Raw genomic sequence first — 26,585 nt, forward strand, 5'->3', positions numbered from 1 at the left:
AGGAGGCACTTGGTGAAGAAGATCGGTGCGTGGCAGCTGTGAAGTGGCGCCGGCTACTGGGCACAACCCAGAACACGGAGATCGCGGAGGATGTCTTCCCGCTACCCGACTACTGCAACTGGGACGGCACGACGAAGAACAGGAGCGTCATCAAGGGCGCGCCAACAGTCCCGGCAGGGCAGGACCGCTACGCGTGAGCAGTAACGATGGCTGGGAAGCTGACCGGCTGCGCGAGGACTTGGTGGTGCGTGGTTTCACCGACGACGGGGTACGCCTGCGCGGCCCCGTCCTCTGGTGCCCTCCGGCTCATGCCGAGGTTCTAGCGCGCGTGGAGATCAAAGTCGACGAGCGTTTCCCCTTCCATCCACCGCAGGTCCGGCTCCTTGACCCTGGTGCACTGGTGGAGGTCACCTTTCATGTCGACCGTTCAGCACGTCGCGGCGTCTCCGGCAACTTGTGTCTGTGGGACGACATATGGCCGGCCGACAGAGCACCGTGGACGGAGGCCGACGAGCTGCTCTCCCGAATCGCCGGCTGGCTCGAGCTCACAGCAGCCGGATGGCCAGGTGACAGCGTTTGCGATCTAGAGCGCTACCTAGAACCAGACCCGACGACGTTCGTGCTGTACAATGCCGAGCAGTTGGCTGGACTCGAAGGTCACGCCGTTCACATCCGCGCAGGCTCCACGACCGGGACTAAGGAGATCGGGGAAACCCCGCACCGGTTGAAGAGGCGTTCAGGGCGCCCTGGTTTCCGCCGGGCGGACAGACAGCTGGCGTGGGTGGAGAACCTTGGACAAATCCACAGACCTGTCCGACGCTGGTGTGATATTCACGAGGTACTTGGAGAACGTGCGACGCCAGTAGAACGACTCGTTGCGGCAGGTGTGGTGAATCTGGTGTTGCTTCGCTACCAACGCGGCAACCAGCAATCCGTCCTTGCCCTGACGGTGAAGTACACCACCGCTGGCATCGAGGTCCAGGCGTGTGAGAGCGCCGACACAAGCAGTTACACACGCCAGATGCGGGCTGGCGCGACGGCGGCGCTCCTGGCAGACGTACCTATCGCCATCGTTGGATGCGGCGCCATCGGATCACTCACGGCCGACTTGCTCTACCGTGCGGGAGCCCGGCGCCTCACCCTTATTGATCACGAACGCTTGCGCCCGGGAAACGTGGTCAGACACCTCGCTGGTCTCGAACAGGTCGGCGCCTGGAAGTCTGTCGCCGTTCGAAACTGCCTCTCGACTATCGACCCGGCGGTGGACGCAGTGCAGGCCATGCCAACGGCGATCTCTTCGCCTGACCAGGCCATACGGCTACTTGAAGATCACCGCATCGTGGTGGACGCCACCGGCAGTGCTCGCGCTACGAGCATGCTTGCGTTCGCCGCGAACACCACCGGCGCCGACGCGGGTAAAGCGGTCTTCACTGTGTGCTCTCAGCGTGACGGAGATGTCGTACGAGTCGATCGACTTCCGGCGCGGAGCGCAGAAACTTACCTCCCTCCACTGCCTGGTCGCGATAAACCTAACGAGTTGCGAGAGCAGGGCTGTGGGAGTGCTGTGTCGCGTACCTCGCCGATAGCTGTCGCAGGTGCCGCCGGCTTGGCTTGCCGGGTGGTGCTGGACGAGTTGTCGGAGGCCTCCATGCTCCCTGACTCCGTCGCGTTCGTGGGCCACCCGCAGCCGGAGGAGCCGTTTACCCACGTTGGGCTGGTGACTCCGAAATGCGCGTCGCGGAACGCGGTGGGGAAATGAGACATCGTCATCTGAATGCTGTCCTCCACCCCAACGTGCTTGACGTCATCCGAGCAGCCGCAGTTGCTTCTGGACGCACCGAGACAGGAGGTTTGTTGCTCGGTTGGTGGGAGCGCGACGCCCTCGTGGCCCGGTACGCTATCGAGGTACCAGACCCCGATGCGACGACGTCCTCTTGGACGCGGGCGCGTCACCGAGCCCAGAACGCCTTGGACCGAGCGCTCGCGGACTTGGACCATCCTTGGCTCGGCTATGTCGGTGACTGGCACACCCATCCTGCGCTGTGCGGCCCAAGTAGCCAGGATGAGCAATCGATTTGCAACGCCTCCCTTGGCTACAGCCAGCCACTGTTGCTGCTGGTGCACTGCGCCGACGAAGCGATCAAAGCACGTTCTGCGGCCCGGGGGCAGCTCTGCCCGCTTACAATCCACTGTCGGCCTGACAGCTTCTGAAGCGGCAACGTTCTCGCATCGGATTGGCACCGCGCATCTGGGCGTACGCCTCTCCAAGCCTCCAGGCCGGGTAGAAGGCGTACGCAGGGGCCTTGTTCCCTCCAGTGCGCATCAGGGGATCGGGGAGTTTGTGGCGTCTCAGAGAGTTACTTGGTTGCTGCGGTTCTTGTCTTCCGCGCAGGGACTGTTGACGGTCGTGGCATCCGCAGCAGCCGGTCTCGCGGTGGGATTGCTGCCCAATCTCGTACAAGCTGTGCCAGGGGTGGGAGGAAAGCTGTGGTGGCTCGCGGCTGTTGCCGTTGCCTCCGTGTTGCTCTTCGCGGTGTGTGCCACCTTGCTTCATGGAAAAGAGGGGGTGGGCATCGTCGTCGTCGTGAGCGAGCGAGGGTGGGACGTCACGCGGCTGCGCGCACTGCGGTCCGACGCCCTGGAGCGGCACCCCAGCTGTTTTACCGTTAATGTCTCCGAGCTGCTCGGCCGCGACAACGGAAGCGAACAACAGGATTCCGGCCACTCCCACGACCGTGTTCGCTTCGCGCACCGGGTCATCCAGGCCCGGATTCTGGAGGCTGAGCAGCCATACGAAAACGTCTCTCTGTACGTGACGGCGCGCCATCACGATGCCTACCGGCTGGGTGACCTCCTCCGAGACCAGCGGCACACCTCGCTCCGCCTGATCAGGCAGTCGCATGAGGACGGTGTTGGCATCTTCGAGGCTCTCCGCCTACACAGTGGTCTGACACGCCAGCCCGATGCCAAGGACATGCAGACCCTGCGCGACGTGCTCGTACGAGATCCGGAGACCGAAGGACCGGAATGGCATGCGTTTGCGAGACCAGACGGAGATGCAGTGCGGCGGATGGCTCTCATCCTGCCGATGGCCGGACATCTGGCCGGTACGCGGGAGAAGGCGTTGGCCGCGGCACGTGACGGTCGGCATGACGAGTATCTTCTGCCGCAAGCTTCGGGTGTCCGAGAACACTGCGCGGGCGCACTGATCTTTGCCACTCGATCGGGGAACGTTCCCGATCGGCGGGACGTGTACGAGTCTCTTATTCGATATGTCCATCACCACTGGAATCTCAAGATGACCGAGATGCTCGCAGCGCAAGGCACCCCGTTGCGTGGCTGGGCCTTCACCGACGGCCCTACCGAGATCGCCCTCGCTCTTGGTCACCTACTGGGACGTCAAGCTGATCTTGTTCCGTGGCGGAGACCCACCGGAGGATAGAAAGACAAGCGCGGGTCCGTATGGGCGCGGCTCTGTGCACCGAGGAACGAAGCGCTAACCAGGCGGGGGAGTCGACGACGATCGTGCCGTTCGAGATTGGTCGACCCGGCTCTGGAGGAGAAGGCGGTGCAGCGGCGGCTGCGTGACCCTCCGCTCCGAGCCCTGGCCCTGGCCTACAGCAGCTACGGCACCTCGACGCCGAAGACGAAGTTGGAGTTACTTTCCCAAGCGGCCAGCGACGTGCGAGGCCACGGCAACGCTACTGCTGCCGCCTGGGTCCTCGGCAGGCACGCGGAGGAGGCTGCGGCGGCCGGCGACGCCATGGGGGCGCTCCGAGCCTTGGACCGAGCGCGCTTCGCCTACGACTTCGCGGATCACACCAGCGAGCAGGCGTGGGTCCGGTTCGTGACCCCCTACCGCATGGACTCGCTGGCCCTCTCGGTGTACGGGCAGTTGGGGCGTCCCGAACTCACCGCTACAGCGGAGACCGCAGTCGACCGCCTCGGAGACGAACTCCCGGACGGAGGCGTCGTGGTCCTCGGTGATCTCGCTTTGGCTCTGCTGCGTGGAGGTGATGTCGACCAAGCGGTCTACGTGTCAGGCCAGTTCGCCGCAGCGGCACAGACGAAGCCCAACACGATGGGCAAGGAGCGTGCATTGACAATCGCAGCGTTGCTTCCCGACAGCGAGCAGGAACTCAGCCGCCATCTCCGGCAGTTCGCAGTCTAAGTCCCCACGCGCGGTAAGCGGGTAAGCCCAGGACGCGAACGCTGTCGTACGGTCGGCCCGGCGCTCCGCAGAACCTATGCCGTCTCCTCGGCAACCCAGGACAGGTACGCCTCCGACCCACCGGTCACGGGTAGCGTGATCCACTGGGGGACGTCGTACGGGTGCTTCTCGTGGACCCATGCCTCCAGTGCTGGGAGACGGTCGGTTGTAGTCATATACGGGATCCGCCACTCCTGCGCCGTCTCGACCTTCCCCTTCCACCAGTAGAAGGCTGTGATCGGCGCATCAATGTGAACACTCGCTGACAGCTTGCTCTCAACCGCACCACGGGCCAGCGCCTTCGCCTGATCCTCGTTGTCGCTGGTCGTCTGCGCGATCACAATCTCGTTGACCATGCAACTACCTCTCCAGCTTGGGTACCGCGACCCTACCTAGCCGCTGGAGGGCCGACATCAATACGATCTGGGCGGCAGTCCGGACGTTGCTTACGCGGAAGGGATAGCCGGTCGGCCGTCGCCCGTCAGTCGAGTAGGCGCAAGAAGCGCGACGGGCACAGGTCAACGCTCGCAGTATCCCCTCGGCTGGTTTCTCGACAAGGACGACGAGGCCCTCGTCGTCCTTGTCGAACGCCTCTGGGCTTGGTATCGCGCACAGTTCAGACTCGCCTCCCCGGCCTACTCGGCGATCGACCCGATGACCTGACCCCCGCCAGGCTCCTGACAGGCAGCCTGACAATGCCTACGGTTGGAGTACTAGCCTCCATTCCTCCCCCTGTACTGGCCTGGGCACCGTTCAGAGGGTCAGGTGCACCGCCGAATCAAATCATCACTGATGGCGCGTGCTTGCTGAAGTAGTCCTTGAACGCGCCCCGTATCTGGGCCTGCACGTACCCCACTCGTGCGGTGTCCGCAGGGACGACTCCTGGCTCGAACTTCCTTCGCGAGCCGAAGTATTTCACCACGCTGGATGCCGTTGTGCCGATGTTCGAGACGAACAGCTCGGCGAGTGTGCTGACGTCCACGCGCAGACCCTCGAAGTTCCGTGCCTGCGCAAGCCGGAGGCCCGAGGTGTAGTACTTGCACTCGATGACCAGGACGCACTGACTGCCCCGCGGTGCGTATCGGAGTGCTCGGCTGGTTGCGGCCTCCTCGGCCGGAAGTACGAGAACGTCACATTCATGCAGGACGCCTGACTTGCCCATCACCTTTACCCCTACGTGTACCTCGAGTGCGGGAGCGCCGGCGAACTCGACAAGGGCGTAGGTGTAGCGGGCGGCTCTGCTGTAGATGTCTCCCGGACTGGTCCGGAACACCAGATCGCTAACAAGGTTGTTGTCGATGTCTCGATAGGTGACAGTGGCCCCGTGGCGGCTTGCCGTCGCGACTACGAGGGAGAAGAGGTAACCCTCGTAGACATCCCATGGGTCGGAGGCCGCATGGTAGGAAACCTTGCTCGTCGACAGTAGCCGCCGCAACTCGACCAGCAGTTCGTCGGCCGCCTTCATGAACGGGTCTCTTCCAGCGCTTGATCGATCAAAGATACAAGCCGTTCTCGTTCGGCGGTCGCCAGTCGGTGACTGGTCATCTCCTTCACCCGTTCACCGCGCCGCCGTGTCTCGTCGTCGGGCACGAAGCGAACCGTGTTCACAGGTCGCCTTTGTCCCTCGTCACCGCTCTGGGGTGGAGCCAACAGCGCTTTAAGCGCGGTTTGTTCAATCTCTGGCACTTCGAGGAGTGCTCGGCGAAGGGCTGAGTAGAAGAGCTGAACTCTCTCTGCGGCAGTCATGGGACGCGTGGTGATGACGAGGGAACCGGTCCTGCGCCATGACTCACGCTGGCCCGTTTCGAGCGAGTGAATGGAAACGGTTTCGTAGGGGACCCCCGTTTCGCGTACCACTGCTCCGTGGCCGAGCCCGTGGGTCCCAGCGGCCCCACGCGTTCGTCGTCTGAGCAGACGTTCCTCCGGGACTCCCGCCGAGATGGCCTCGTCTACTTCATCGACTATCCACTGCAACGGGCTGTTGGTGAGTAGCTCCCTGATCGCATTCTCCACTGCTTGGAGTTCGTCCTCGGTCATTCTTCTCCAGGTGCTCGGCTCATGACTGCGTTAGGAGATGGGGCGGTGGATTACCACACACGTGAGGGTCTTCGCCGTGGGACGGGACCGGGGGTGTCACGCATAGATGAGGCGGTACCGCTCGGGAGCAGAGTGCGATGAGTCTACGACGGCGTACCTGTGCGGCGCACCGCGCGCTTCGGCCGCTTCTACGGCAAGCAAGTCCCAAGACCAAGAGCGCCGAACCGTGTTGATGGCCGACAGCGGTACGCACCCCTGTTGCTGTGCCGACTGCCGGGACGACCGACTCGAGTGATGCAGGCGGGCAAGAGGGGAAGGCCCCCACGACCTGGGGGCATCCGACGGCTCTGTCATTTGCCGCGTTGGCAGAGGCCCTGGAGAACCGCGCTACGCCGCGACCGCGGCGGCTTTTGAATGCGCGAGCCCCCCAGTACCGAGGCGCGGGTCCCAGCGCAGTCGTCCTCGTTGTGCGGCGCGTTGAAAACCAAGCCTCGCCATCCGTCGCGCGTGGCCGTGAAACTGACGAGGATTCACCCAAACGAGTGAGCCGAGGCCACACGCTCGTCCGTGATGCCGTGGATCTGCGAGGCGCCCTCAGGGATCGACCGCCCGGCTTCACAAGGACGTCCCCCGAGCCGGAAACGTTCCGCGAGTTCCACCACGCATGCCTCCGAGTGGAGCCCTGTCGTGTCCGCGTCGAGCACCATCAGGGCCTCGTCCCCGAGCGCCGCCGCCCACTCCTTAATTCGAGCAAGCCGACGTCGGGTCTTCTGCGCCGCCTCCGCCCGGTCCCCGCTCGGGCTGTTCGACCTCTGCGGGTGGAGGAAGACCCGAAGGCCGCCGGGGCTGAGGGGAGCGGGCGTCGACGAAGCCGGCTGACACCGTCCCAGATCGTGGGCCGCGTTCGTTCGCTGCGCCGTCGAACGCGGACCCCTAGCGAGGCCGTGACCCGGCTCAGATCGGCAGGTACGGGCTCGGCTTGTCGTGCCAGCTGATGCGGAGGGCGTCGCGGGCGCGGGTCGCGGCCACGAAGAGCATTGAGCGGGCCCTGAGTTCTTCGCGGGCGCAGCGCTGGCGGTCGGTGGCGCGGTAGCGCTCGATGACCGCCGTTCGGGGGATGACACCGTCACGGGCTCCGACGATGGCCAGCTTCTGGTACTCGAGGCCCTTGAAGCGGTGCATCGTGCCGACGTGTACCTCCCCGTCTCCCTTGGGGCCGTCCTTGGTGAGTTCGGCGACGGTGATTCCCGCCTTGGTGGCTAGGTGGAACATCACCTGGCTGACCATGTCCCGTTCCGCGACGCACACGGCGATGCTGCCGCGTGGGTCGCGGCGCGGGCCGGTGCCGCCGTTGCCCGTGGTGATCTCCTCGCGCCAGGCGGTCAGTGTGGCGGCGAGTTGGGCGAGTTCGTCGTCCCAGGAGGTGCAGGGCACCAGGTCGGGCACGGGGCCGCGGAGGACGGAGCGGTATCCGTCGAGGGTGTCGGTGCTGTCGTCGAGGTCGTCGTAGGCGAGGTTCTGGCCGGTGAGGTTCACCACCTGCATGGCCCGGGAGAGGATCTCCTTGGTGGTGCGGTAGCTGAGGGTGAGTCTGGACGAGCGGCCCCGGATGTTGACGCCTACGGTGCCGAGGGTGACCTGCTGGTCGTAGATGCGCTGATGGGTGTCGCCGGCGATGAACAGGTCGTCGGGGCCGGGAGCGACCATGGCGCGCAGCATCTTCCAGTGGGCTGCACGCAGGTCCTGGGCCTCGTCGACGACGATGTGGCGGTAGCGGTGGTGGAGGAAGCGCATGCCGGAGCCGTCGTCGCGGTGGATGAGGTCCTTGCCGCCGACGGCTTCCTTGTGCTCCTGCCGGGCCCTGATCTTGGCGTCGCGCTCTGTTTCGAGGCGGGCCGCGCGCTCAGCGGCCTGTCCCCAGGTCTCCAGCCCGTCCTTGTCCAGGCGGGCGGTGAACTGCTCCAGGATCTTCCAGATCTGGGCGCGCTCCGGGCGGGTGACGGAACGGCCGCGGCCGGCGCGGCGGGCGTCGAAGTACGCCTTACGGTTGCCGATGGACTGGCCGAGGATCACCTGGTCCCACTCCTCGTAGAGGAACTCGGCGTCCCAGCGGCGCTCGTCGAGTTCGAGCAGGAGCTGACGCAACACGTTGAGCGCGACGCTGTCGTAGACGCGCTGTTTGGCCGCGCCCTTGACGGCGTTCTCGCTGAGGACGCGTGCGGCGAGCTGGTCGATGTGGGCGATCTCGACGCGGGCCAGCAGTTCGGGCTCGAGCAGTGAGGCGAGCCGGGCGCGCAGGTCGGTGGTGAGGTTCTTGGTGAACGTCGTCAGCAAGATGGGCTTGTTGTGTCCGGGCGGCAGCTGCTGTGCGAGGTGCTTGACCCGGTGCAGGGCGACGATCGTCTTGCCGGTGCCGGGACCGCCCGAGACGCGGGCCGGACCGTTGTAGGTGCGGGTGACGAGCTTGGCCTGGGTGGGGTGCAGGAAGACTTTCCAGGCGCGGAAGTCGCCCTCTTCCAGGACCGCCTGGATGTCGGCGTCGACGGTGGTGACGGTGGTGCGGGCGAGTGCGGCGCCGAGGTCCTGCTCGTAGTCGTGGCCGAGGTCGACCTTGACCGGGGCGGTGATCTCCTTGCGGACCTCGTCGACGGACATGCCGGCGGCGAGCCCGTACAGGATGTCCTTGGACAGCAGGGGCGCGCCGGCGACCAGCTGGTCGAGCTCGTCGCTGTCGGTGACGGCGAGCGCGAGGTCGATGAGCTGGTCGGTGACACCCAGATCACGCAGGTCGTCGGCGGTGACGCCGGTGAGCAGGGGCTCGGCGGCGGCCGGGGCGGGCTCGGGCGCGGGCTCCTGGGCGGGCCGGGGTTCGGGTTCGGTGGGGGTGAGGGTGACGCCCGCGCGCTGCAGCACGCTCTCGCCCACAACGGAGAGGTCCACGAACTCGATCTCCCCGGTGATCCGGTTGATCGCGACCGAGAGTTCCTCGTAGACGTGCTTGCGGTGCCGTACCGCGATGACGAGCCAGTTCTCCTGGCCCTTATCGTCGACGCCGGCCTTGGCCAGCAGCGCGCGGTACGACGGGTCGATCTTCGCGCGGAAGACCCGGCCGTCGCCCTTGAGGGGTTTGAGATCCAGGCTGGGATGGTCCGGGTCTTCCCGGAAGCGGTGGCAGAAGTCGTAGAACTTGCCCTTGACCGAGCGGTCGAGCTTGTACAGCTCCTGTTCGGCCTTCTGGTACAGGCTGAGCCGGGCGGTCATGTGATCAGTGCTTCCTTCCGTCGCCGTGGGACTCGCAGGAGTCATGGGATTCGTGAGAGTCGTTCATGCCGCAGGCTTCCAAGGCGTCGGGCAGCCTCTCGGCGAGCGAGTCGAGGTGGTCGAGCCAGTCGACCGCTGTACGGACCGCCCACCCCGCGTCGGCGTAGGCCTTGTCGCGTCGGTGGGCTTCCTCGTCGTCCTCGCCATGCGGTGCGGCGACAACGGCGATGCGGACGCCGGAGTCCTGCCAGGCGAAGTCGGCTGGCCAGCGGCGTTCACCGAGCTCGAAGCCGAAGACGGGGGACCGCTTGCCGAGTTCGGCGAGTGCGTGGGCGAGCCGGGTGAGCGCCGAGTCCGGCTCGTCTTCTTCGAGCAGGGGAAGGATGTCCTCGTCCCAGGCGGCGTCGCGCAGCAGCCGGGCAACGGCCTGCTCGGCCACGGAGCCGCTGGCTTCCACCCCGGGGGTGGTGTCGGACTTGTCCTGCGCCAGCGCCGTCGGCGCCTGCTGCGGCCGGTGCGCGGCGATGAGAGAGTCGAGCTCGCCGATGCCGCCGGTGACGGCCAGTACGTCGACCGGGAAGGCGGACGCACGGCTGCCGGCCAGCTGGACGCCGTCGCCTCCGGCGAACGCGAGGAACTGCAGCAGGTTCGACCAGTAGAGCCAGGCCCGCCAGCACCGCTTGTGCTCGTCGGTGCCCAGGACCTCGTCGCGGTCGTCCAGTAGGGCCAGAGCGCTCCACCGCACCGCCTGCGCGTCCTCGCCGTCACTCGTGTCGACGGTGAAGACCAGGGGCAGGCCGCAGCTGTCGGTCGCCTGGAGCACCACGACGGGCCCCTCGCCCGTGACCGGCTCCGCGGCCGGCTCGCGGCCGGCGCCGTACGCGTCGAGCGCGGACCTCAGCACCTGACGTGCCTGGCCACGGTCCACCTGCATCGCTAGCGCGGTTGGCTCGGACATGAGGCCGCCCACCAGGGCCCTCGCGCGGCGCGCCCACCGCTCCTTGACCGGCTCGCGCAGGTACGCGAGGAGCGTGTCGACGGGGTTGGCGAACACGGCCCCAGCGAGGTCGGCACGCTCGCCGTCCATCTCCTCGTACCAGTCCCTCGCCGTGTCCTGCGCGCTGGGCGGGTACGGCGGCCAAACCGGCCGCGCCTTCGCGGCCTCGCCCTTCTCAAACAGCTCCAGGTCGTCCCAGGTGATCTGGAAGACGACATGGTTCCTGTCCCGCAGCAGGTTGCGCTTGTCACAGTCCGAGGCGATCCGGTTATGCGCGCGGGTGGCGTGGAATCGGTGGCCGTCGAGGTAGACGGTGACGTACTCCTTGGGGCCGTCGGTGGACTCGAAGGTGAAGTCGGTACGGGTGAACTCCATGTCCCGCTGCGCCGTGAGCCGCCAGTTGGTGCCCTGGCTGAAGCGCAGATAGCCGCTGGCCGTGCTGCTCTCCTCCAGCACGGCGTCCTGCTCTCCGCCAGTCCAGGTCCGCAGGGCGGCCAGGAACCGGGCCTCCAGATCGGACTCGACCTGCTTGTCCAGGCCGATCAGGTCCGTGCTGGGCAGCTGAGCGACCTTCCACAAATCGACGGGCCCGTCCTCGCCGAGCACCGGCTCGCCGTCCTGGTCGACCGGGCCCAGTAGGTCGTTGATGATCTGCAGGGCCTCGAGGCGCGAGACGGTGTCTTGGTGCCGCTCCTCGGTGTAGCGGTGCAGGCAGCGGTGGCATGCCAGCCGCCCCTCGTCGCGGCAGGGGCACTTCAGCAGCCCCCTCCGTGCGTCGGCGAGGGCCGCTCGGAAGTGAGCGGGGTCGGTGAGCCGGTGCAGGTAGCCGGTGCCGCCCGGCAGGCGGTCGAAGAGCACCAGGAAGTGCCGCGTCTCGCCGGTGGCCTGGTCGGGCATGCGCGCCAGGGTCGAGTCCAGGTGCTGCGGGTCACCGCCGAAGTGGTGGTCCACGCCCAGCCGCAGAGCCGCCCGGAAGGAGTGGATCTTCTCGTCGACCAGGACCGTGGCGGCCGGCAGCAGTACCCGCAGCGCCTCGGTGCGCAGCTGGTGGGCCAACAGCACGGCTTCCTGCGGTACGACCTGCGGCTTCTTCCCGCGACGCAGCGGGCACCACGGCTGGTGATGCTTGAGCTTGGGATTGCGTGCCGCCGCGGAGTCCAGGGCGTCGGTGTCGTGGTCGAAGACGGGCCGCCCGTCGGCGGTCGCCGCGCCGCATCCCGTGCACACGTGGAACGGCGCCATCCGCACGCTATGCCCGGCGAAGTCGTCCTCCGCCCTGGCGTCGAACCGCATCGGGCCGACGTTGATCCGCCGGATGACCGCCTTGCGGCAGAAGTCGACGCCGAACGTCTGCGTCTCGTGCCGCCACGAGGTCTTCGCCTCGATGTCCTGCGACGCGATGTCGACCGCGTCGATCACTGTGTAGTGGCGCTGCTCCCGGTCGTCCTTGTCGTCGCTGATCCGGGCGTCCTCACGCTTGTCCCGGGAGGTGACGACGGCGGGCTCGACGACCTTGTGCAGGCAGGAGCCGTCGTCCGCGATCCGGGCGCTGCCGCAGCGCGCGCACGGCGATCGGTCCTCCTGAGCATTGTGGGTGCGCACGTATCCGCACTCCTGACAGAACCGCCACAGCCTCCAGTCGGGATCGGTGGCGGTCCCGATCTCCAGACCGGTGACCTGGTGCTTGTAGCCGTTGACGTAGAACGTGTTGCCGGGCGCGAACTCGGACAGGGCGTAGCGGCGGGGCCGCTCGTAGGCCCGTGGCTTGGACTTGTACCGTTCTCTGCCGGTCTCCTCGTCGGTGCCCTCCGGCCAGTACAGCGTGGCGTTCAGCGTGGTCACCGCGTCGATGAGCGCGTAGTTGGGCAGCAGCCCCAGGTCGCACAGGGCCTGCTGGGCCGTGGTGAGTCCGAGTGACAGCAGCCGCTTGCCGACCGACCGGTGCTCGGCGTCCAGCTCGGCCTTCTGCCGCGCCTGCTCCTCGTCACTGTCGTGCAGTTCGTCGCGCGCCTCGCCGATCATCCTCAGCCGACGACGCAGCACCTCCTCACCGCGCCGCCACTGCCGCTCAGCCTCCTCCACCGTGCTGCGCAACCCGTGGGTGGCGTAGGCGCGGAGGTCCTCCTGGGCCTGGTCGCTCACGCCGGTGGGGAACAGCTCCAGGAACCCGTCGACCAGCTGGCCGCCACGGGCGAGGGCGGCGTCGACCAGGTCGGCGAGGTAGCCCGAGGGCCCGAACAGTTCCGGCGCCCGGGGCGGGACAGCTGGCAGGGGCTTGCCGTCGGGGCGCGGCAGGCGCCCGCGCGCGGCCAGGTCCAACAGATGGGCCAGATACTGGCGCCGCAGGATCTCGATCGCCGACAGGTGGCTACCCGGCGGCACGATCCGGCCGGCGATCATCTCGCGCGGCTGGTCCAGGAAGTACAGGTCGCGGCGGCTGCGGTCTGGGATGGTCAGCAGGAACGCGTTGCCCGTGCGTCGTCCGGCCCGGCCCACCTGCTGGGCGTAGTTCGCGGGCCGGCGCGGCAGCGCGGCCAGCACGACGGCAGACAGGTCGCCGATGTCGATGCCCATCTCCAGCGTGGGCGTGCACGACAGCACGTTGGGGTCCTTGAACCCGGTTCCGTGCTTGAACGCCGCCTCGACCCGCTCGCGCTCCGGACGGGTGAGCATGCCGGTGTGCTCGGCGGTGACCACCTGATAGGTGCCCGCCTTGCGGTACAACCGCCGGTAGTAGTCCTCCTGATAGTTCCGGTCCCGATGGTGCACACCCAGCCCCTCGGAGCGGCTCCCGGCGACCAGCCGGCCACGACGGCAGCGGTACGACGGGCACGGCTGCCCGTGCCACTGCTCCAACAGGTCCGGGTGGACCGTCTGCTCCCAGAAGCAGACCGGGCAGCGCACGAACGCCTCGTTGACCACATCGTCGGCCAGGAGCCGCACGTCGATCGCACCCGGCAGTAAACCGTAGATCCGCACGCTGCTGTCGGCCGGAGTACGCACCGACAGCAGCCCGGCCGCGACCAGCTCCGGCAGCAGCCGACTCCAAAACCCGGCCGCCTGCTCACGGGGCAGGTCCAGGCAGCGCTGCGCCCAGCGCTCGTACCAGGACAACCGTCCCGTCGCGAAGTCGAACTCGCTCTTGGCCTTCGGCTGGTCGAGCAGGAACACCGGGGCCGCGATCCCCTTGGGGAAGGCGCGCATGCCGACCGGCCGCTTGCCCCAGATGAAGTAGCGGCTGGTCCCGGCCTCCTTCAGATAGCCGTCCAGCCACTTGTGGCCGATAGCGCCCCTGGTGCGCAGCCGCTCGAGGAAGATCCGCAGGAAGGCGAGGTAACGGGCGTCGTCCTGTTCGACGGGCGGCAGCCCGCCGCGTCGGCCCTCCTCGGCCAGGTGCGCCGCCTTCACGACCGCGACCGCCGCCGCCACGTCCGGGATGCGCACCTGGGCCGCCGCCGTACGGGTCAGCTCCAGGGTGCGGCCGTTGCGGGAACGGAACCCGAACTCCATCAAGGCTTCGAACGCGAACCGCTCACCGATCAGGTTCCACGTCTTCCAGTCACCGCCCCGCCCCTTGCCGGACAGCAGCCGCTGGACGCCCTGGATGTCGTGCAGGTCGGCCGGCACCACGGCAGCGAGCGTCGTGCGATCGGTGGTGGCCGCGACGACGTCGGCGATCAGGTCGTTGAGCGCGGTCGGCCGGTCCTCCGACAGGTGCTTCTTGAACAGGGCGCGCAAGGAGAAGGTGTACGAACGGGAGGCGACGAACCCGGCCCGGTGCGCGGCGTCCTGCACCGAGTCGTTGAACATCAGGGTCTTGTCCTCGCCCTGCGTCTGGTCGAGCTCGCCCCCCGTGAACAACTGGGTGATCGAGGCCGCCGCGAGCGCGGCCGAGCCGGTGCCGAGGAAGCGGATCGCATTGCGCGACCCGCACGCCGGGCACCAGTCCTCCTCGGCCGCCGTGTTCGCGGTCTCGCCCAGGTTCACCAGGACAAACGCCGAGTCGCCGGCGGCCGGGCGCGGCTCCCCGGTCGCGGGGTCATAGTCCCGGACCGGATCGGGCAGGCGCAGCGTCCGGTTCGGCCCGTCCAGCACGCGCAGCTGTCCGCTGCGGCCGGCGGCGAGAGCGGACGTGGCCCGTCCGCCGTCCACCCCGCGGCCGGCCGACGACATCGGCGCCGCGCCAGAGCCTTCCCGGGCCTCGGCGTGGGTCGCCGCGATCAGGTTGCGCACCCGCATCTTGTCCTGACTGACCGAGGCCCGCCGGATCTTGTGCGAGTCGACCTGGACATGGGCGTCGTCCGTCTCCGGGGAGAACACCGACCAGCCCGAACGCCCACAGTCACGGCAGTAGACGGCGGGCAGGAACAGGTTCGCGGCCTGGCCCGCCGTCGCCGTGGTGACCGGCGCCGTCCGGGCGTGCTGGTCGCCCTGCCGGTCCGTCGAACCGGCCGCGTCCCACTGGAACTCCGCCTTCGGCCACGGCAGCACTCCGCGTACGAGGCGGGAGACCGAGCGGGCCCACTGGTGCACCTCTATCTGCACCAGGGGCCGTGGGCGCTCCGGCGTCGAGTCCGGGTCACGCGCGACGGCCAGCAGCGCGACGAAGCGGGCGAGGGCGGAGGCGGCGACCTCCGGCCGCTCGGTGACGGTCTTGCCCCAGGACCGCGCGCCCCTGCGCCACATTAGGTCGAGCACTTCGCCGGTGGTGCGGACCTCACCGTCGAGCGCCAGCATGACCGCGGAGGTCAGCGTCTGCCGCTTCAGGTTCCGGCCCAACAGAAACGGGTCCCGATCGCGGGTACCCGTCACCGCTTCGACGAGATCGGCGAACGCCTCCTCCCCAAGGGACGGATCGGGCAGCAGCGCCAGCTCGTCGGGGGAGGGATACGGCAGCGTCGGGTCGAAGTCGTCGGGCGAAAGGAACTCATCGACGCTCTGCCGGTCCTCACCGATGATCGCGTCCTCGGTGAACTCGGTCCCGAAGACCTGGGTGGCGACGGTGAGGAGCTGCCGCACACCGTCCCCGCCCGTGCCGGACGCGAGCGTCGCGGACGTGGCGACCGGGCAGATCCGGCCCAGCGGCCTCCCCGGCTCCGAGGCCCCGACTGAGGCGGCCAGCCGCCGCAGCAGCATCGCCACATCGGTGCCCTGGGCGCCGTCATAGGTGTGGAACTCATCGACGACGACGTACCGGATGTCCGCGCCGTTCCACAGCGCGGAGTCCTGAGAGCGCTGCAGGAGCAGGTCCAGCATCTTGTAGTTCGTGATCAGGATGTCCGGCGGCGACAGCCACATGTCCGAACGGCGGGTGTAGACCCGGTCGTACTTCGTCTCCGCCCGGTCGCCGATGTACAGGCCGGCGCGGAGCTTGCCGAGGTCGGCGTCGTACTCGCACAGCAGATCGTTGATGCGCTGCGCCTGGTCGGTGGCGAGCGCGTTCATCGGGTACAGGAACACGGCCTTGACGCCGTTGTTCCCCGCGTCACGCTCGCGCGCGCAGTGGTCCAGGACCGGGTAGAGGAACGACTCGGTCTTGCCGGAGCCCGTACCGGTGGTGACCAGCGTCGGCCGTGGACTCCGCCCGCCGGCGGACGACAGCCGCTCGAACGCCCGCGCCTGGTGGGCGTACGGGGTCCAGTCGTCCGTCCTCCGCCAGTCCAGCGACTCCTTCCAGGAGTCGTCGGCCTGCGTGAACGGCGTCCGTATGCGCAAGAACGGCCCCCGGAACATCCCGGACGTCTCATCCCCCAGGAACCGGTGCAGCGACTCCCGCGCGCCCTCGTCGGTCAGCGCGTACGTCGTCGAAAGGTACTGGAGCAGGCTCTCCTTGAGCCCCTGCGCCTCGAGCGTCGGCCTCACGGCTTGGGCACCTCCTGCTTCACCGGGTCCCACTCGCCCCCCTCGACGGCCTCGTCCAGCCGCTTCTTGAAGTAGGCGTGCGCCTCGCGCATCTCCTTCTCCCGGTCGGCCTTGTAGAAGGGGGCGGTGTAGCCGTCGGGGACGGGGACGTTCTCGGGGTCCTTCTGGTACTCCTCGAACTGGCTCCAGGTCTCCCTGGCCTGCCGCTGACCGACGGTGCGGGCGTTGCCGGCGAGCTTCCAGCCCTCGGCGTCGAACCAGGTCACGGCCTCGTACTTCTGCAACACGGGGAACCGGCCGCGGTACGCGGCGATGAGCGCGTCGGCGTCCATGCCGAGCCAGACGGCTACGAGGGCGTCGATCTCGACGAGGGCAGCGCGACGGGCGCGCTCGGTACGGAGGGGAGTGTCCCGGTGCCAGTTGGGAGTGACGTCGTGGAGCAGTTGCAGGCCGGGCCACTGCAGCGCCCAGGGTTCGTAAGCGGGCCAGGTCGGGTCGTACAGCTCCCGCCAGAGGTCGGCGTAGGCCGTGGTAAGGCAGTTCAGACGGAGGGTTCGCAACAGCAGCGCCGAAGCCAGCGGATGCGCGCCGTCGCATGGAGCGGGAGTTGCTTTGGCGCTCCGGCCAAGCAGGTCGCTGCGGCCAGTAACTCGCAAGAAGTAATCGAGGGGGAGTGAGGCCCAGAATCCCGCCACGAGCACGGTATGGCGGTTATCAGACATCGCCAGACTGTTCATGGCGTGAATATGAGTAGTGCCCGGAGGGATTATAGCTGCGTACAGTGCGCGCTCGGTGTCAGGTGCGATTTGACGACGCCAAGCCAAGCGGTAGAAAGTTGCATATCGCCGTTTTGCTCGCTTGGTTAGTAGTGCATCAACCTTGGCGGGGTCAGCGTTTTCGAGAGTGGTGCCTTCTCTTCGAGCAACCTCTTCGCGGGCGCGCGCTACCGCCTTGTCGTCTACGCGAAGACGCTTAAGGGTCCGACGGTTTATCCAGCGGTCCTGGTCCGCCAGGAACTGCTGATTTCTACCTCTTGTTCGTACATATTGGGTGTCGGGGACGAAGTCTGATGCAACGCGGACGAGATCCACCCCGTATGGATCGTTACTGTTTGCGTCGTGCCGTTTAAAGAGTGGAGTCGCTACACTGATCTGAGTGCCTTTCAGAATTACTCTATTCCATCGGTTCGGCTGGTACTCTTCGCCGGTCGAGGGGTCTTTTCGGTTGTAGTCGATCAGGCCGTTCTTTCTTGCCTGCGTTTCGTGATATCCGGGAGAGATTGGTGGATTGAGCTCGCTCAATCGTGGTGGGTAGTCGGCCAAAGCTTCAATTGCTGACGCCTCTGCAATGCTCGCGGGGAAAAGTAGTCGTGCTCCATCAACCGGTTGGTCGTACTCACCTAGGAGGCGCTGCCAGACGGCCAGCAGGTCTGCATCAACGTGAATTACCCGCGCCCGGTGTGGCCGCTCATCGAATCCGCCGTTTCGATGACGGATGCCGGGAACCTCGCCGCTTCCGTCGTGGTGGATGGAAAAACGCAGAGTGTCAGTTGAAACCAGCCATGAAAGGTGATCGAAGCCGATTTCCTTCGCTCTTCCGTAGATGTGAACTCCAAAGTGGCTGGACTCGCCTACTGGCTTTTGGAAGAAACGATGCCCTGGGTTGAAGAAATCGCCGTGAATGCGAAGTTGTCGGTAGGCGGCTTCTCTCAGCGCACGTTCCTTTTCGCCGGTGAAGTGACTGTCGGGATGAACCAGGCCTGCCGTTCCCCGCGCGGACGCGTGATGCCACACCTGGCACATAAAGGCGCGATACAGGTCCGGTTGCGTACCGGTAAGCAGAGGGTAGACCTGCGATGCGCCGAAGACGGCGACCTGCCCGCTGACGTTGGTCAGTTCTTGCAGCACGTACTGACGTGCCTTCGGCAGCCGTACAAGCTCGGCCCGCCGATTCTCTTTCTCCGCAGATGAAGCCCGCTCCGTGAGCTCGAACCACGGCTCGTGCTCGGCCAGCACCGAGCCCTCGTTCCATCGGGGTCGCACCCACGGCGGGTTACCCACCTGTAGGTCGAACCCACCGCCCTGTGCGAAGATGAGCGCGAAGTCCAGCTCCCAGTGCAGGAAGCCCTGCTCTTCCGCGATGTTGGTGACCGTGTGCATCCAGGGGAAGCGAGTCTCCGGGTCCGCCAGGTCCATCCCCATCAGGTGAGGGAGATTCCTCTCGAAGTCCTTGAGCGCGTCCAGGTTGTCGAATTCGGTGACCAGGTTCTGCTCGTCGGGGTCGACGGTGCCCAGGAGGGCTTCGAGGAAGTCCAGCCAGTCGTCCAGCTCGACCAGGGGGATGTTGTTCCGCCACGTCCGTCGCTTGGACTGCCTCGGCGCCCTGCGCCTGGACTGACCTGGCACAGACTCCACCGTGTGCAGGGCGATGAGCGGCTCGTCCCCCGCCAAGGCGGACTCCAGGGTGTCCTGCGTCGGTCCGGACGCGAACAGCATGGTCTGCTCAGTGAAGCGCTGACCGGGGAGCTGCACGGACATGTCCTTGGTCGGCGTGGTTTGGTCGGCACGACGCTGACCGGGGATCGTCGCCGCGTCCCCTCCGACCAGCGGCACACCCAGGAGGTCACCGAGCGCGTCGGCGGAGGCCACCGCCGACGGCGTGTCGTCGTACACGCCGTCCGTGCCGTCGAGCAGGGACGCCTTCTCGACCGGCCAGAACCACAGGGCGCACCAGGCGTCCATGACCTTCTTCAAGCGCCAGTACGGCGTCTCGGTCGCTAGGAACAGGTCGGCCATGACCTGCTCCTTCGGCGCCGCGCCCGCCACCCTGCGCAGGAAGTCGTACTCGGGGTCGTCCGGCTTGGCTCCCCACACGTCGATCTTCCGCGCGATCGCCCCCTCGGAGAGCCGCATGCGCTTGATGACGAGCGACCACAGGAACTCCGCGCGCTTGGCCGCGTCCCGCAACCGGGTGAACTGGGAGGGTGCTTCCTTCCTCGGCCTCCCCGTCTTGTCGAGCTTGGGCGTGCCGTCCTTGTTGAGGTGCGCGGTGCTGCGCTTGGGCCGCTGGAGGATGCCTTTTTTCCAGGCGGCCAGCTGCGCCACCTGGTCCTTGGCTAGTTCCTTGGCCTCCTTCGAGCCGGTCACCGCCGCCCACCCGGGGCTCGGCAGTAGGAACTGGTGAACCCCATCCTCGGGCAACGGCTGCGGCTCGTCATCCTTGAGGAACGGCAGCGGTGTCGGCGCCAGGGTGTTGCTCGCCGTGAGCCAGGCCTTCGCCGGGGAGACGATGTCCTCGCCCGCGTACACCGCCCGCCGCCCCCCGATCAGCGAGTTGCCCCGCCGCAGGTGCAGCCCGAACCACGGCGCCCGCATACCCGGGTGCATGGTGTTGAGCCACAGGGAGACCTCGGCCAGCTCCACACCCGTGGCGTTCAGGTCGACGCCGTAGGCGTTGTGCAGAGCGACGTACGCCTTGACCTTCTGCTTCTCGGTCAACGCGTCCGCGGCCGGGATGGAGACGCCCAGCTCCTTCTGTCGACGGCGCAAGTACTCCTCGGCGACCTGGTTGATCGCCTCGTTGAGGAACGCGCCGGAGCCCAGTGCCGGCTCGCAGATCTTGTACTGCAGCAGCTTCGCGGCCGGCGTCTCGATGACCTTGCCGTTCTCGTCGCGCTCCTGATCGAGGAGGTGCTTGAGGGCCAGTTCGACGGTGACCTTGGTCAGTGACTCGGGGGTGTAGTACGAGGCGGACGTCTCGCGGTCACGGCCCGCCAGCCGGTAGACGAACTCGCCCACCTGGTACTTCTTCGGCCCACGCAGGCCCTTGACCGCGTCATGCTCGTCGTACAGGACCCAGGTGTTCTCCGGGTACTCCTTCCGGCGATGCGCGGGCACCAGCCAGGAGCCCTTCTCCGGGTCACCGCCCTTGGCGACCTCGCACAGCTCCTCCTCAGCGATGATGCCGGTGTACGACATCAGGCCCTCGTACACGGCGCCGAGCTGGTTGATGCCGAGGTTGCGGTAGGAGATGAAGCCGCCGCGCTCCCCGCGCCGCTTGGCCTTCTTCATCGTCAGCAGCCGCAGCACCTCGTGCAGGGCGCTGTTGCGCAGCCGCAGGTCCAGCCACTTCGGCTCGGTGTCCTCGTCGCTGCGCGGGTCGAGGACACCGCGGCCTATGAGACGGATGGACTTGGGCTCGAAGAGTTCGCTGCGCAGCGGCTCGAAGCGCAGGCCGCGGTCCTCGCTGCGGCGCTTGGCCTTGAGCTTGCGGGTCTCTTCATCGTCGTCCGGCAGCTCGTCGTCGGGTTCGGTGCCGTAGGGGCGGTGACCGTGGTTGACCTTGTTGAACAGCACGTCGAGGGAGGAGAAGAGGTGGAAGCCCCGGCGGGCCTCCTCCTCGACGAGCTGCTCGTCGCGCTCGACCAGCTCGCGCAGGCGCGCCACCGAGTAGCCGACCTCGTAGGTGCCGTCGTCGGCGGGCAGGATGCCCAGTTCAGGGCGGGCCTCGGCATACAGCAGGAACAGGATGCGGTAGAGGTAGCGCAGCGACTCGCGGGTGAGTTCCTTGGCGAACGGCAGCCTCGGGTCCTCGATCTGGCGCGGTTCGACGCCGGCCTCCTCCAGCCGGGCCAGGACCTCGTTGGCGATGATCTCGACCGAGCGCTGCAGTCCCTCGCGCAGTTCCCCGGACACGCCGACCGCGTTGTCGCGGGAGGCCTTGATCAGGGCGTCGATGCCCGGACCCTTGCCGTCCTCGTCGGGGGCGAGCATCTCGTGGCTGAACAGGGCGGCGATGCTGGCCAGCTCGCCGGTCTGCTTGCGGTCGTTGCGTTCCAGCGCGGCGTCGAGGTTGACGGCCAGGAAGCGGCCCTCGCCCCACACCTGACGGTCGGCCAGGACGACGACTCCGCCGCACAGCAGCAGCACGAAACGGGGCGGCTCCCCGCCGGGCTGACCCAGTTCGCTCTGGAACAGCCAGGTGGCGAGTGCCTGGCCGCTCTCGTAGCTCTCGCTGCCGCCCACTCGCAGCGGGTGTAGCAGCCGGCCGGGGCCGTCCGCGTCCAGGGCCGTGTCGTTTCCGGCGGCCCAGCCGCACTCGACGACCACGATGCCGTCGCCGTGCCAGGCGGTGGGCACGGTGTGCTCGCGCCCGGCGCGGTGGACGGTCAGCTGACGCCGCTCGGGGGCGCCCGGAAAGCCGAGGGCCGTCAGCACCCTGTCGTGCCACGCACTGAGCTGCTCGCGCCAGTCGCTGTCGTTGTAGGTGTTGAGGCGGCCTCCGGCGGCGACGCCGTTTTCGTCGGCGTCGTCCTCGGCGTCCAGCTTGGCGCGCTCGGCGAAGAAGTTGCGGAACTCCTCCGACAGATATGTGCCGCGCAGGGCGCGCAGCGTCTCCCTCGGGGTGGGCCGCGGGTCATTCTCGTCGGTCTCCCGGCCGGTCCAGGCGGCGAGGAGGCCCTTCTTCAGGTCCTGGCCCAGCTGTTCGGCGAAGTAGTGCGCCGACAGGTACTCGCCGCGGTTGGAGAAGGAGTCAAAGTCGGTGCTCATCGGTTGGTTTCTCCAGCGGCAGCGGCCAGGGCGTCGGTCGAAGCGGGGCCAGTGGACAGGGGCTGCAGTACGCACAGCAGGCGCAGCATGGGCGCTCCGGAGGTCTTCAGCGACTTGATGAGCGTCTTGCGGCGGCTGGCCGTGAGGTTCACGTTGTTCCGGCTCCTCGCCGAGCGGGCGGAGGCGAACAGGGCGTCCTGCTGCCACTGCGTCACGCGCTTCGCGTACGGGGCGAGCATCTTCTCGATCTGCCGCGCGTACTCGGCTTCCTGCTCCCGCAGATATTGCGCCGCCTCGTCGACGGCCCGGGGGACCAGCCGCCCCAGCGCCTCGCACTCCTCCTGCGGGACGGCGCGGCCGGGCATCTTGGGGCCCACGCCGCACGCCTCGAGGAAGGCCGCGTCCACGCGCACGACGCGGGGTGCGTGGGGCAGCCCGACGACGGCCATCCACTCCACCACGGTGGGTCGGCCTAGCGCGTTTGAGTGGATGCCCTGCACCAGGTAGACCGGGCTGGCCAGCTCGGCCGGCAGGCAGGGGTCCAGCTTGGCCGCGGCGGCGAGGTCGGGACGGTGGGCCAGGACGAACGCCTCGTCGTGGCGAAGGGACGCCAGCGCCTTGTCGGTCACCCAGTCCAGCACGGGGTGTACGTCCGAGACGTAGCCGACGTTGGGCCACTGAGTCTTGGACGACTCACGGGCCGCCTTCAGCCGCTGCTCGCCGAGCCGCTTGTCGAAGGTGATACGCAGCCGGCCGGGAGCCTTACTGGTCGGCAGGATGTTCTGCTCGGTCAGGTACGACTTTGGCAGCGCCTTGAAGCGGTACTGGAGGTCGGCCGGCGGCTCGAAGGCTATGGTCCCGTCGTCCTCGTGGCGCAGCTTCAGCTCGTTCTCCGCCCCGGTAGGGCAGATCTGGCGCAGGGCTTCCTCGAAGTAGGCGGCGGTGGAGCGGAACACACTGGGGACGGCCGCGTACTCCACGTCGTCCTGGGTCGACTTGGCGCCGATGTTGCCCATCAGTTTCCGGAGCATCGACGGTGCGCCGCCGCTGGACCGCTTGATGGACTCCTCCACGGTGCGGCCGGCGAGCAGGTCGCGGGTGAGGCGGTTCTCCTCCTCCTGCGCCCGGTACAGGCCAGTGACCGCCTCGGCCGAGCCGTCGATCTGGTGCGCCTCCTCCTCACGCTTGAGGAGCTTCGCCCCGACCAGCCGGTCGTCGAGCGGCAGCGCCTCGCCGGTTGCCGGATCGCGGCGCCATTCCACGTCGCTGGTGAGAACCAATGCGCGGAACTGCGGCTTGTCCTGCTGGCCGTAGCGGTCGACACGGCCGTTGCGCTGCTCGATGCGTATCAGGGACCAAGGCAGGTCGTAGTGGATGAGCTGGTGACACTCCTGGTGAAGGTTGACGCCCTCGGAGGCGACGTCGCCCGTGAACAGGATGCGCACCGGGTCGTCGCGCAGCCCGAACTTCTCGACGATCCGCTTCTGCTCGTCCTCGTTGGTGGCATCACCGTGCATCACCTGCACCGCTCCGCCGTACGCCAGCCACGGCCGGTTCTTCTTCTCGCCCGCCTCGACAGTGCCGCTCCTGCCGAACCCGAGCCGCGCGGGGACGACCTCGGCCAGCCACGTCAGCGTGGGTATGCGCTCGGAGAAGACGACGACGCGGGAGTCCGAGCCCGGGCCCACGCCCATCTCCCGGAGCTGTTCGACCAGTGCGTCCAGCTTCGCGGAGTCCTCGTCCCCGATCTCGCCGACCAGCCGCTCCAGCTCCACGATCGCCTCGCGCTCGACCCGCAGCGCGGCTTCGCGGGCGGCCAGGTCCTCGTCCTTCTTCACCTTCGCGGGCTTGGCCAGGTAGCGGCGGCGTGCCTCCAGCGACTTTTGGAGCGCTTTGTGCGAGGAGAGGAAGGCCTTGAAGAAGTTGTAGGCGGCCAGCGGATCGGCACAGACAGAGGAAGCGGACGGATCGCGCGGTATCCAGCGGGCGGCCAGCTCCTCGAAGACCGCGCGCTCCTTTTCCGTGGCCTGCGCGGGGACCGGCTCGGACGGGCCGCGGTCGGCCCACACCCCCTTGAGGGAGTCCCGCACCTCCTTGTCCGTCTTGGTGCGCCGGATGTAAAGGTGGTCGAGGTCCTTCACCTCGTAGTCCGAGGGGTTCGCGATCGCGGCTTCGTCCAGCATCCTGATCAGCTCTGCGAATGACTCGGCTTCGCCGTTGTGCGGAGTCGCCGAGGCGAGGATCAGCGCGTCCGTACGGCGAGCCAACAGACGAGCGAGGTCGTTGTTCTTCGTGCCGCGGTTGATCAGATTGTGGGACTCGTCGATCACGACGGCGTCCCAATCCGTGGAGTCCAAGTGGTGGGCGTACACGTCGCTCTTGAGCGTGTCCACGGAGATGATCGCCCGCTTGAAGTACGCGAACGGATTGCGCCCCGCGGGGATGTCCTGCTGGATGCGCTGGATGCCCGTGGAGTCGAGCCGGACGAGCGGGATGGAGAACCGGGTCCACAGCTCACGCTGGAACTGCTCCAGGACGTGGGCCGGCGTGACCACGAGGATGCGCTCGCCGCGCCCGCGCCGGATCAGCTCGGCCAGCAGGATGCCGATCTCCAGCGTCTTACCGAGGCCCACGACGTCGGCGATGAGCACCCGTGGCTGCGGATTCTTCATCGAGAGGGCGAGTTCGGCCGGCCGCAGCTGGTGAGTCTGCCTGTCCATCAGGAAGCTGTCGGCCAGCGCGAGCCCGTGCTCGGTCTGGGGCAGCGCCGTCTTACGGATCACGGCCTCCAGATAGAGGCGCGCCTTGCGGTGGGTGGGGGAGTCGTCGGAAACCAGCTTGGTCTTCCGCGGGTCGAGGACCTGGATGTCGTCGAGCAGGCTGTAGAAGACGGCATCAGTGCCCCGCACGAACGGCGAGACGCCGGTGACCTCCACCATCCAGCCGTCCCGCGCCGTGGGCGCAACCTTCCGGACGAGCCACTGCTCGTCACGGACCCGGACCTGGGCCCCCGGCGCGTAGGCGACCACCCCGCCCCCAGGCCGCGCCACGTCACCCGACGCGTCAAGAACGATGCCGTCCTCGCTCACCACGTCGTCGAGCACGCTCTGGCTGGCACCGGCTTCCGCAACGGTGGCCACGTGCTGTTTCATTCCCCGCCCCTTGGTGTCCCTGAACTGCCGTCACGAACGGCTCGTCCATGTCCCTGCTATCTACACTTATCGCACGCCACTACACCGTCCCCCACAGCGCAGTCGAAGGCCAGACTCAGAGGCCGGCCTGTGCGGCGTAGCGGGCCCGCAACTCCTCCGCCACGCGCAGAGATGCGGGTGGCCGCCCCGGCTTCCGGGGCGCCGGCACCGGAACTTCACCCTCCGTCCGCTGGAGAGCCGGGCTTTGGGGCGACGCGCCGCTCACCGGCGAGCCGGGTGCGTCCGGTACGTCGGTGGTCTCGATGGCTCCGGTCGCCTTGGCAACCTCGGCCGTGTCTTCCTCGTCCGGCTCCGATGCGGCCGGTGGTGGGCTGTCCAGGGGGCTGACCGACTCGTCCTCGCCGAGTTCTGCCGCCTGCTCGATGAACCGCTCCCAGACAGCCGGCTTTGTGCTCGCTGGTGTTGGTGTTGCCTTGTCCGCTGCAGTGGCGTCGATCAGGGCGTGCCGGGCCGCCATGGGGGACAAGCCTGCAGCGGACAGCACGCGCGTGCAGCCGGTCATCACTGCATCAAGGGAGGGCCGGTCGGCCGGATCATGGGCCAGCATTGAGCTGATCAGCGGCACCAAGGCCTCGGAAAGACCGCTCAGATCTGGAGCGTGGTCGGGGTTGGCGACCTGTCCGACGATCGCCTCCCAGCGCGCCCCGTCGTACGGGTAGTGCCCGGTGGCCGCGTACAGGAGAACCGTGCCGAGTCCGTACACGTCGGCGGACTCCTTGACCTTCGTCCGCCCCAGAGCTTGCTCAGGCGGCATGCATCGCACGGTGCCGATGATCATCCCGCTGTGGGACAACGTGTCCTTGGCAGTGTTGAGGAAGGCTCCAAGCCCGAAGTCGATCAGGATGGGACCGTACACGCCCAGCATGACGTTCTGGGGTTTCAGGTCCCGGTGGAGCAACCCCACCGCGTGAACCGCCTGGAGTCCTTCCGCCAGCAGCGCGCCGAGGCTCGCCACCAAGGGGGCAGGCAGCGGGCCGTGCCCGTCCATGTGCGCCAACAGCGTCTGGCCCGGCACGTACTCCATGGCCAGCCACGGCCGCTCCGCATAGGGGTCGGCCTCGAGGAACCGGGCCACTCGGTTGGTTCCAACCACTGTCCTGGCGATGAGCGCTTCCTTCTCGAAGCGCGCACGGGTAACCGGGTCCAGCCGGTCTGGGCGGATCAGCTTCACTGCGACCGGATCGCCGGCGGGCGAGAAGGCCAGATAGACCTCGCCCATTCCCCCCGAGCCCAGCTCCCGCTCGACCACGTATCGGCCGATCTGCTCGGGCACCCCGTTCATGAACCGTGCGTATCCTCTCGTACGCCGCATGCCCCCCAGCGGCTTGCACAGCTTAATCCTATGAACCGACGATAGGGACCCCCCTCGTCGTCCTTCGACGTGCGAAAACGGGCTGAGGGGGGCGGAGATGGCCGCACCCGCAGTCGACCAGGCCGCGTGACTCATGGTCAGTAGC

Annotated in this window: 12 protein-coding genes and 1 pseudogene; 5 read left to right on the forward strand and 8 right to left on the reverse strand. The window is 67.5% G+C overall.

The features are described 5' to 3' along the window. The first annotated feature begins 29 nt into the window (after window positions 1-29). The 5 genes and pseudogenes from ABZ898_RS11855 to ABZ898_RS11875 form a co-directional block, all read left to right on the forward strand. Window positions 30-197: a hypothetical protein gene (locus ABZ898_RS11855; protein WP_361656088.1), complete on the forward strand. Its 168-nt coding sequence runs from the start codon at window positions 30-32 to the stop codon at window positions 195-197. Continuing rightward, window positions 194-1,759 (forward strand): ThiF family adenylyltransferase, encoded by a 1,566-nt coding sequence (locus tag ABZ898_RS11860; protein ID WP_361656091.1) that lies wholly within the window; start codon window positions 194-196, stop codon window positions 1,757-1,759. Before ABZ898_RS11855 ends, ABZ898_RS11860 begins: the two co-directional genes overlap by 4 nt. Continuing rightward, window positions 1,756-2,211 carry a Mov34/MPN/PAD-1 family protein gene (locus ABZ898_RS11865; RefSeq protein WP_361656094.1) on the forward strand — a complete coding sequence of 152 codons (456 nt, stop codon included), beginning with the start codon at window positions 1,756-1,758 and terminating at the stop codon, window positions 2,209-2,211. Before ABZ898_RS11860 ends, ABZ898_RS11865 begins: the two co-directional genes overlap by 4 nt. Before the next feature lie 196 nt (window positions 2,212-2,407). Continuing rightward, a complete protein-coding gene (locus ABZ898_RS11870; protein ID WP_361656097.1) occupies window positions 2,408-3,442 on the forward strand; it encodes a hypothetical protein in 1,035 nt (344 codons plus the stop codon). A gap of 147 nt (window positions 3,443-3,589) precedes the next feature. Next, window positions 3,590-4,171, forward strand: a pseudogene (locus ABZ898_RS11875) (transcriptional regulator); the annotation flags it as partial. A 74-nt stretch (window positions 4,172-4,245) separates the two neighbouring features. Here the strand turns inward: ABZ898_RS11875 and cutA are convergent. From cutA to ABZ898_RS11915, 8 genes are all read right to left on the reverse strand, one after another. Next, entirely contained in the window at window positions 4,246-4,566 is a 321-nt protein-coding gene (cutA, locus tag ABZ898_RS11880; protein ID WP_361656100.1) for a divalent-cation tolerance protein CutA, read from the reverse strand. 422 nt (window positions 4,567-4,988) lie between these two features. Beyond that, window positions 4,989-5,675, reverse strand: a complete 687-nt coding sequence (locus tag ABZ898_RS11885) for a hypothetical protein (protein ID WP_361656103.1) — start codon at window positions 5,673-5,675, stop codon at window positions 4,989-4,991. Then, complete coding sequence (locus ABZ898_RS11890) at window positions 5,672-6,247, reverse strand: hypothetical protein (RefSeq protein ID WP_361656106.1); 576 nt, start codon at window positions 6,245-6,247, stop codon at window positions 5,672-5,674. The genes ABZ898_RS11885 and ABZ898_RS11890 overlap by 4 nt, the downstream gene beginning before the upstream one ends. Window positions 6,248-7,201: 954 nt before the next feature. Further along, complete coding sequence (locus tag ABZ898_RS11895; RefSeq protein WP_361656109.1) at window positions 7,202-9,508, reverse strand: UvrD-helicase domain-containing protein; 2,307 nt, start codon at window positions 9,506-9,508, stop codon at window positions 7,202-7,204. A gap of 4 nt (window positions 9,509-9,512) precedes the next feature. Next, a complete protein-coding gene (locus tag ABZ898_RS11900) occupies window positions 9,513-16,367 on the reverse strand; it encodes a DEAD/DEAH box helicase (RefSeq protein WP_361656112.1) in 6,855 nt (2,284 codons plus the stop codon). Next, window positions 16,364-21,916 carry a hypothetical protein gene (locus ABZ898_RS11905; protein WP_361656115.1) on the reverse strand — a complete coding sequence of 1,851 codons (5,553 nt, stop codon included), beginning with the start codon at window positions 21,914-21,916 and terminating at the stop codon, window positions 16,364-16,366. Before ABZ898_RS11905 ends, ABZ898_RS11900 begins: the two co-directional genes overlap by 4 nt. Further along, window positions 21,913-25,068, reverse strand: a complete 3,156-nt coding sequence (locus ABZ898_RS11910) for a DEAD/DEAH box helicase (RefSeq protein WP_361656117.1) — start codon at window positions 25,066-25,068, stop codon at window positions 21,913-21,915. Before ABZ898_RS11910 ends, ABZ898_RS11905 begins: the two co-directional genes overlap by 4 nt. A gap of 115 nt (window positions 25,069-25,183) precedes the next feature. Then, complete coding sequence (locus tag ABZ898_RS11915; RefSeq protein WP_361656119.1) at window positions 25,184-26,410, reverse strand: protein kinase; 1,227 nt, start codon at window positions 26,408-26,410, stop codon at window positions 25,184-25,186. Window positions 26,411-26,585 lie beyond the last annotated feature (175 nt).

It is taken from the genome of Streptomyces sp. NPDC046860 (assembly GCF_040645115.1).
In the GTDB taxonomy this organism is placed as follows: domain Bacteria; phylum Actinomycetota; class Actinomycetes; order Streptomycetales; family Streptomycetaceae; genus Streptomyces.

Coding starts and splice junctions, on each gene's coding strand:
- ABZ898_RS11895 (WP_361656109.1), bottom strand. CDS start 9,508: ATGACCGCCCGGCTCAGCCTGTACCAGAAGGCCGAACAGGAGCTGTAC.
- ABZ898_RS11890 (WP_361656106.1), bottom strand. CDS start 6,247: ATGACCGAGGACGAACTCCAAGCAGTGGAGAATGCGATCAGGGAGCTA.
- ABZ898_RS11865 (WP_361656094.1), top strand. CDS start 1,756: ATGAGACATCGTCATCTGAATGCTGTCCTCCACCCCAACGTGCTTGAC.
- ABZ898_RS11915 (WP_361656119.1), bottom strand. CDS start 26,410: ATGAACGGGGTGCCCGAGCAGATCGGCCGATACGTGGTCGAGCGGGAG.
- cutA (WP_361656100.1), bottom strand. CDS start 4,566: ATGGTCAACGAGATTGTGATCGCGCAGACGACCAGCGACAACGAGGAT.
- ABZ898_RS11885 (WP_361656103.1), bottom strand. CDS start 5,675: ATGAAGGCGGCCGACGAACTGCTGGTCGAGTTGCGGCGGCTACTGTCG.
- ABZ898_RS11910 (WP_361656117.1), bottom strand. CDS start 25,068: ATGAAACAGCACGTGGCCACCGTTGCGGAAGCCGGTGCCAGCCAGAGC.
- ABZ898_RS11905 (WP_361656115.1), bottom strand. CDS start 21,916: ATGAGCACCGACTTTGACTCCTTCTCCAACCGCGGCGAGTACCTGTCG.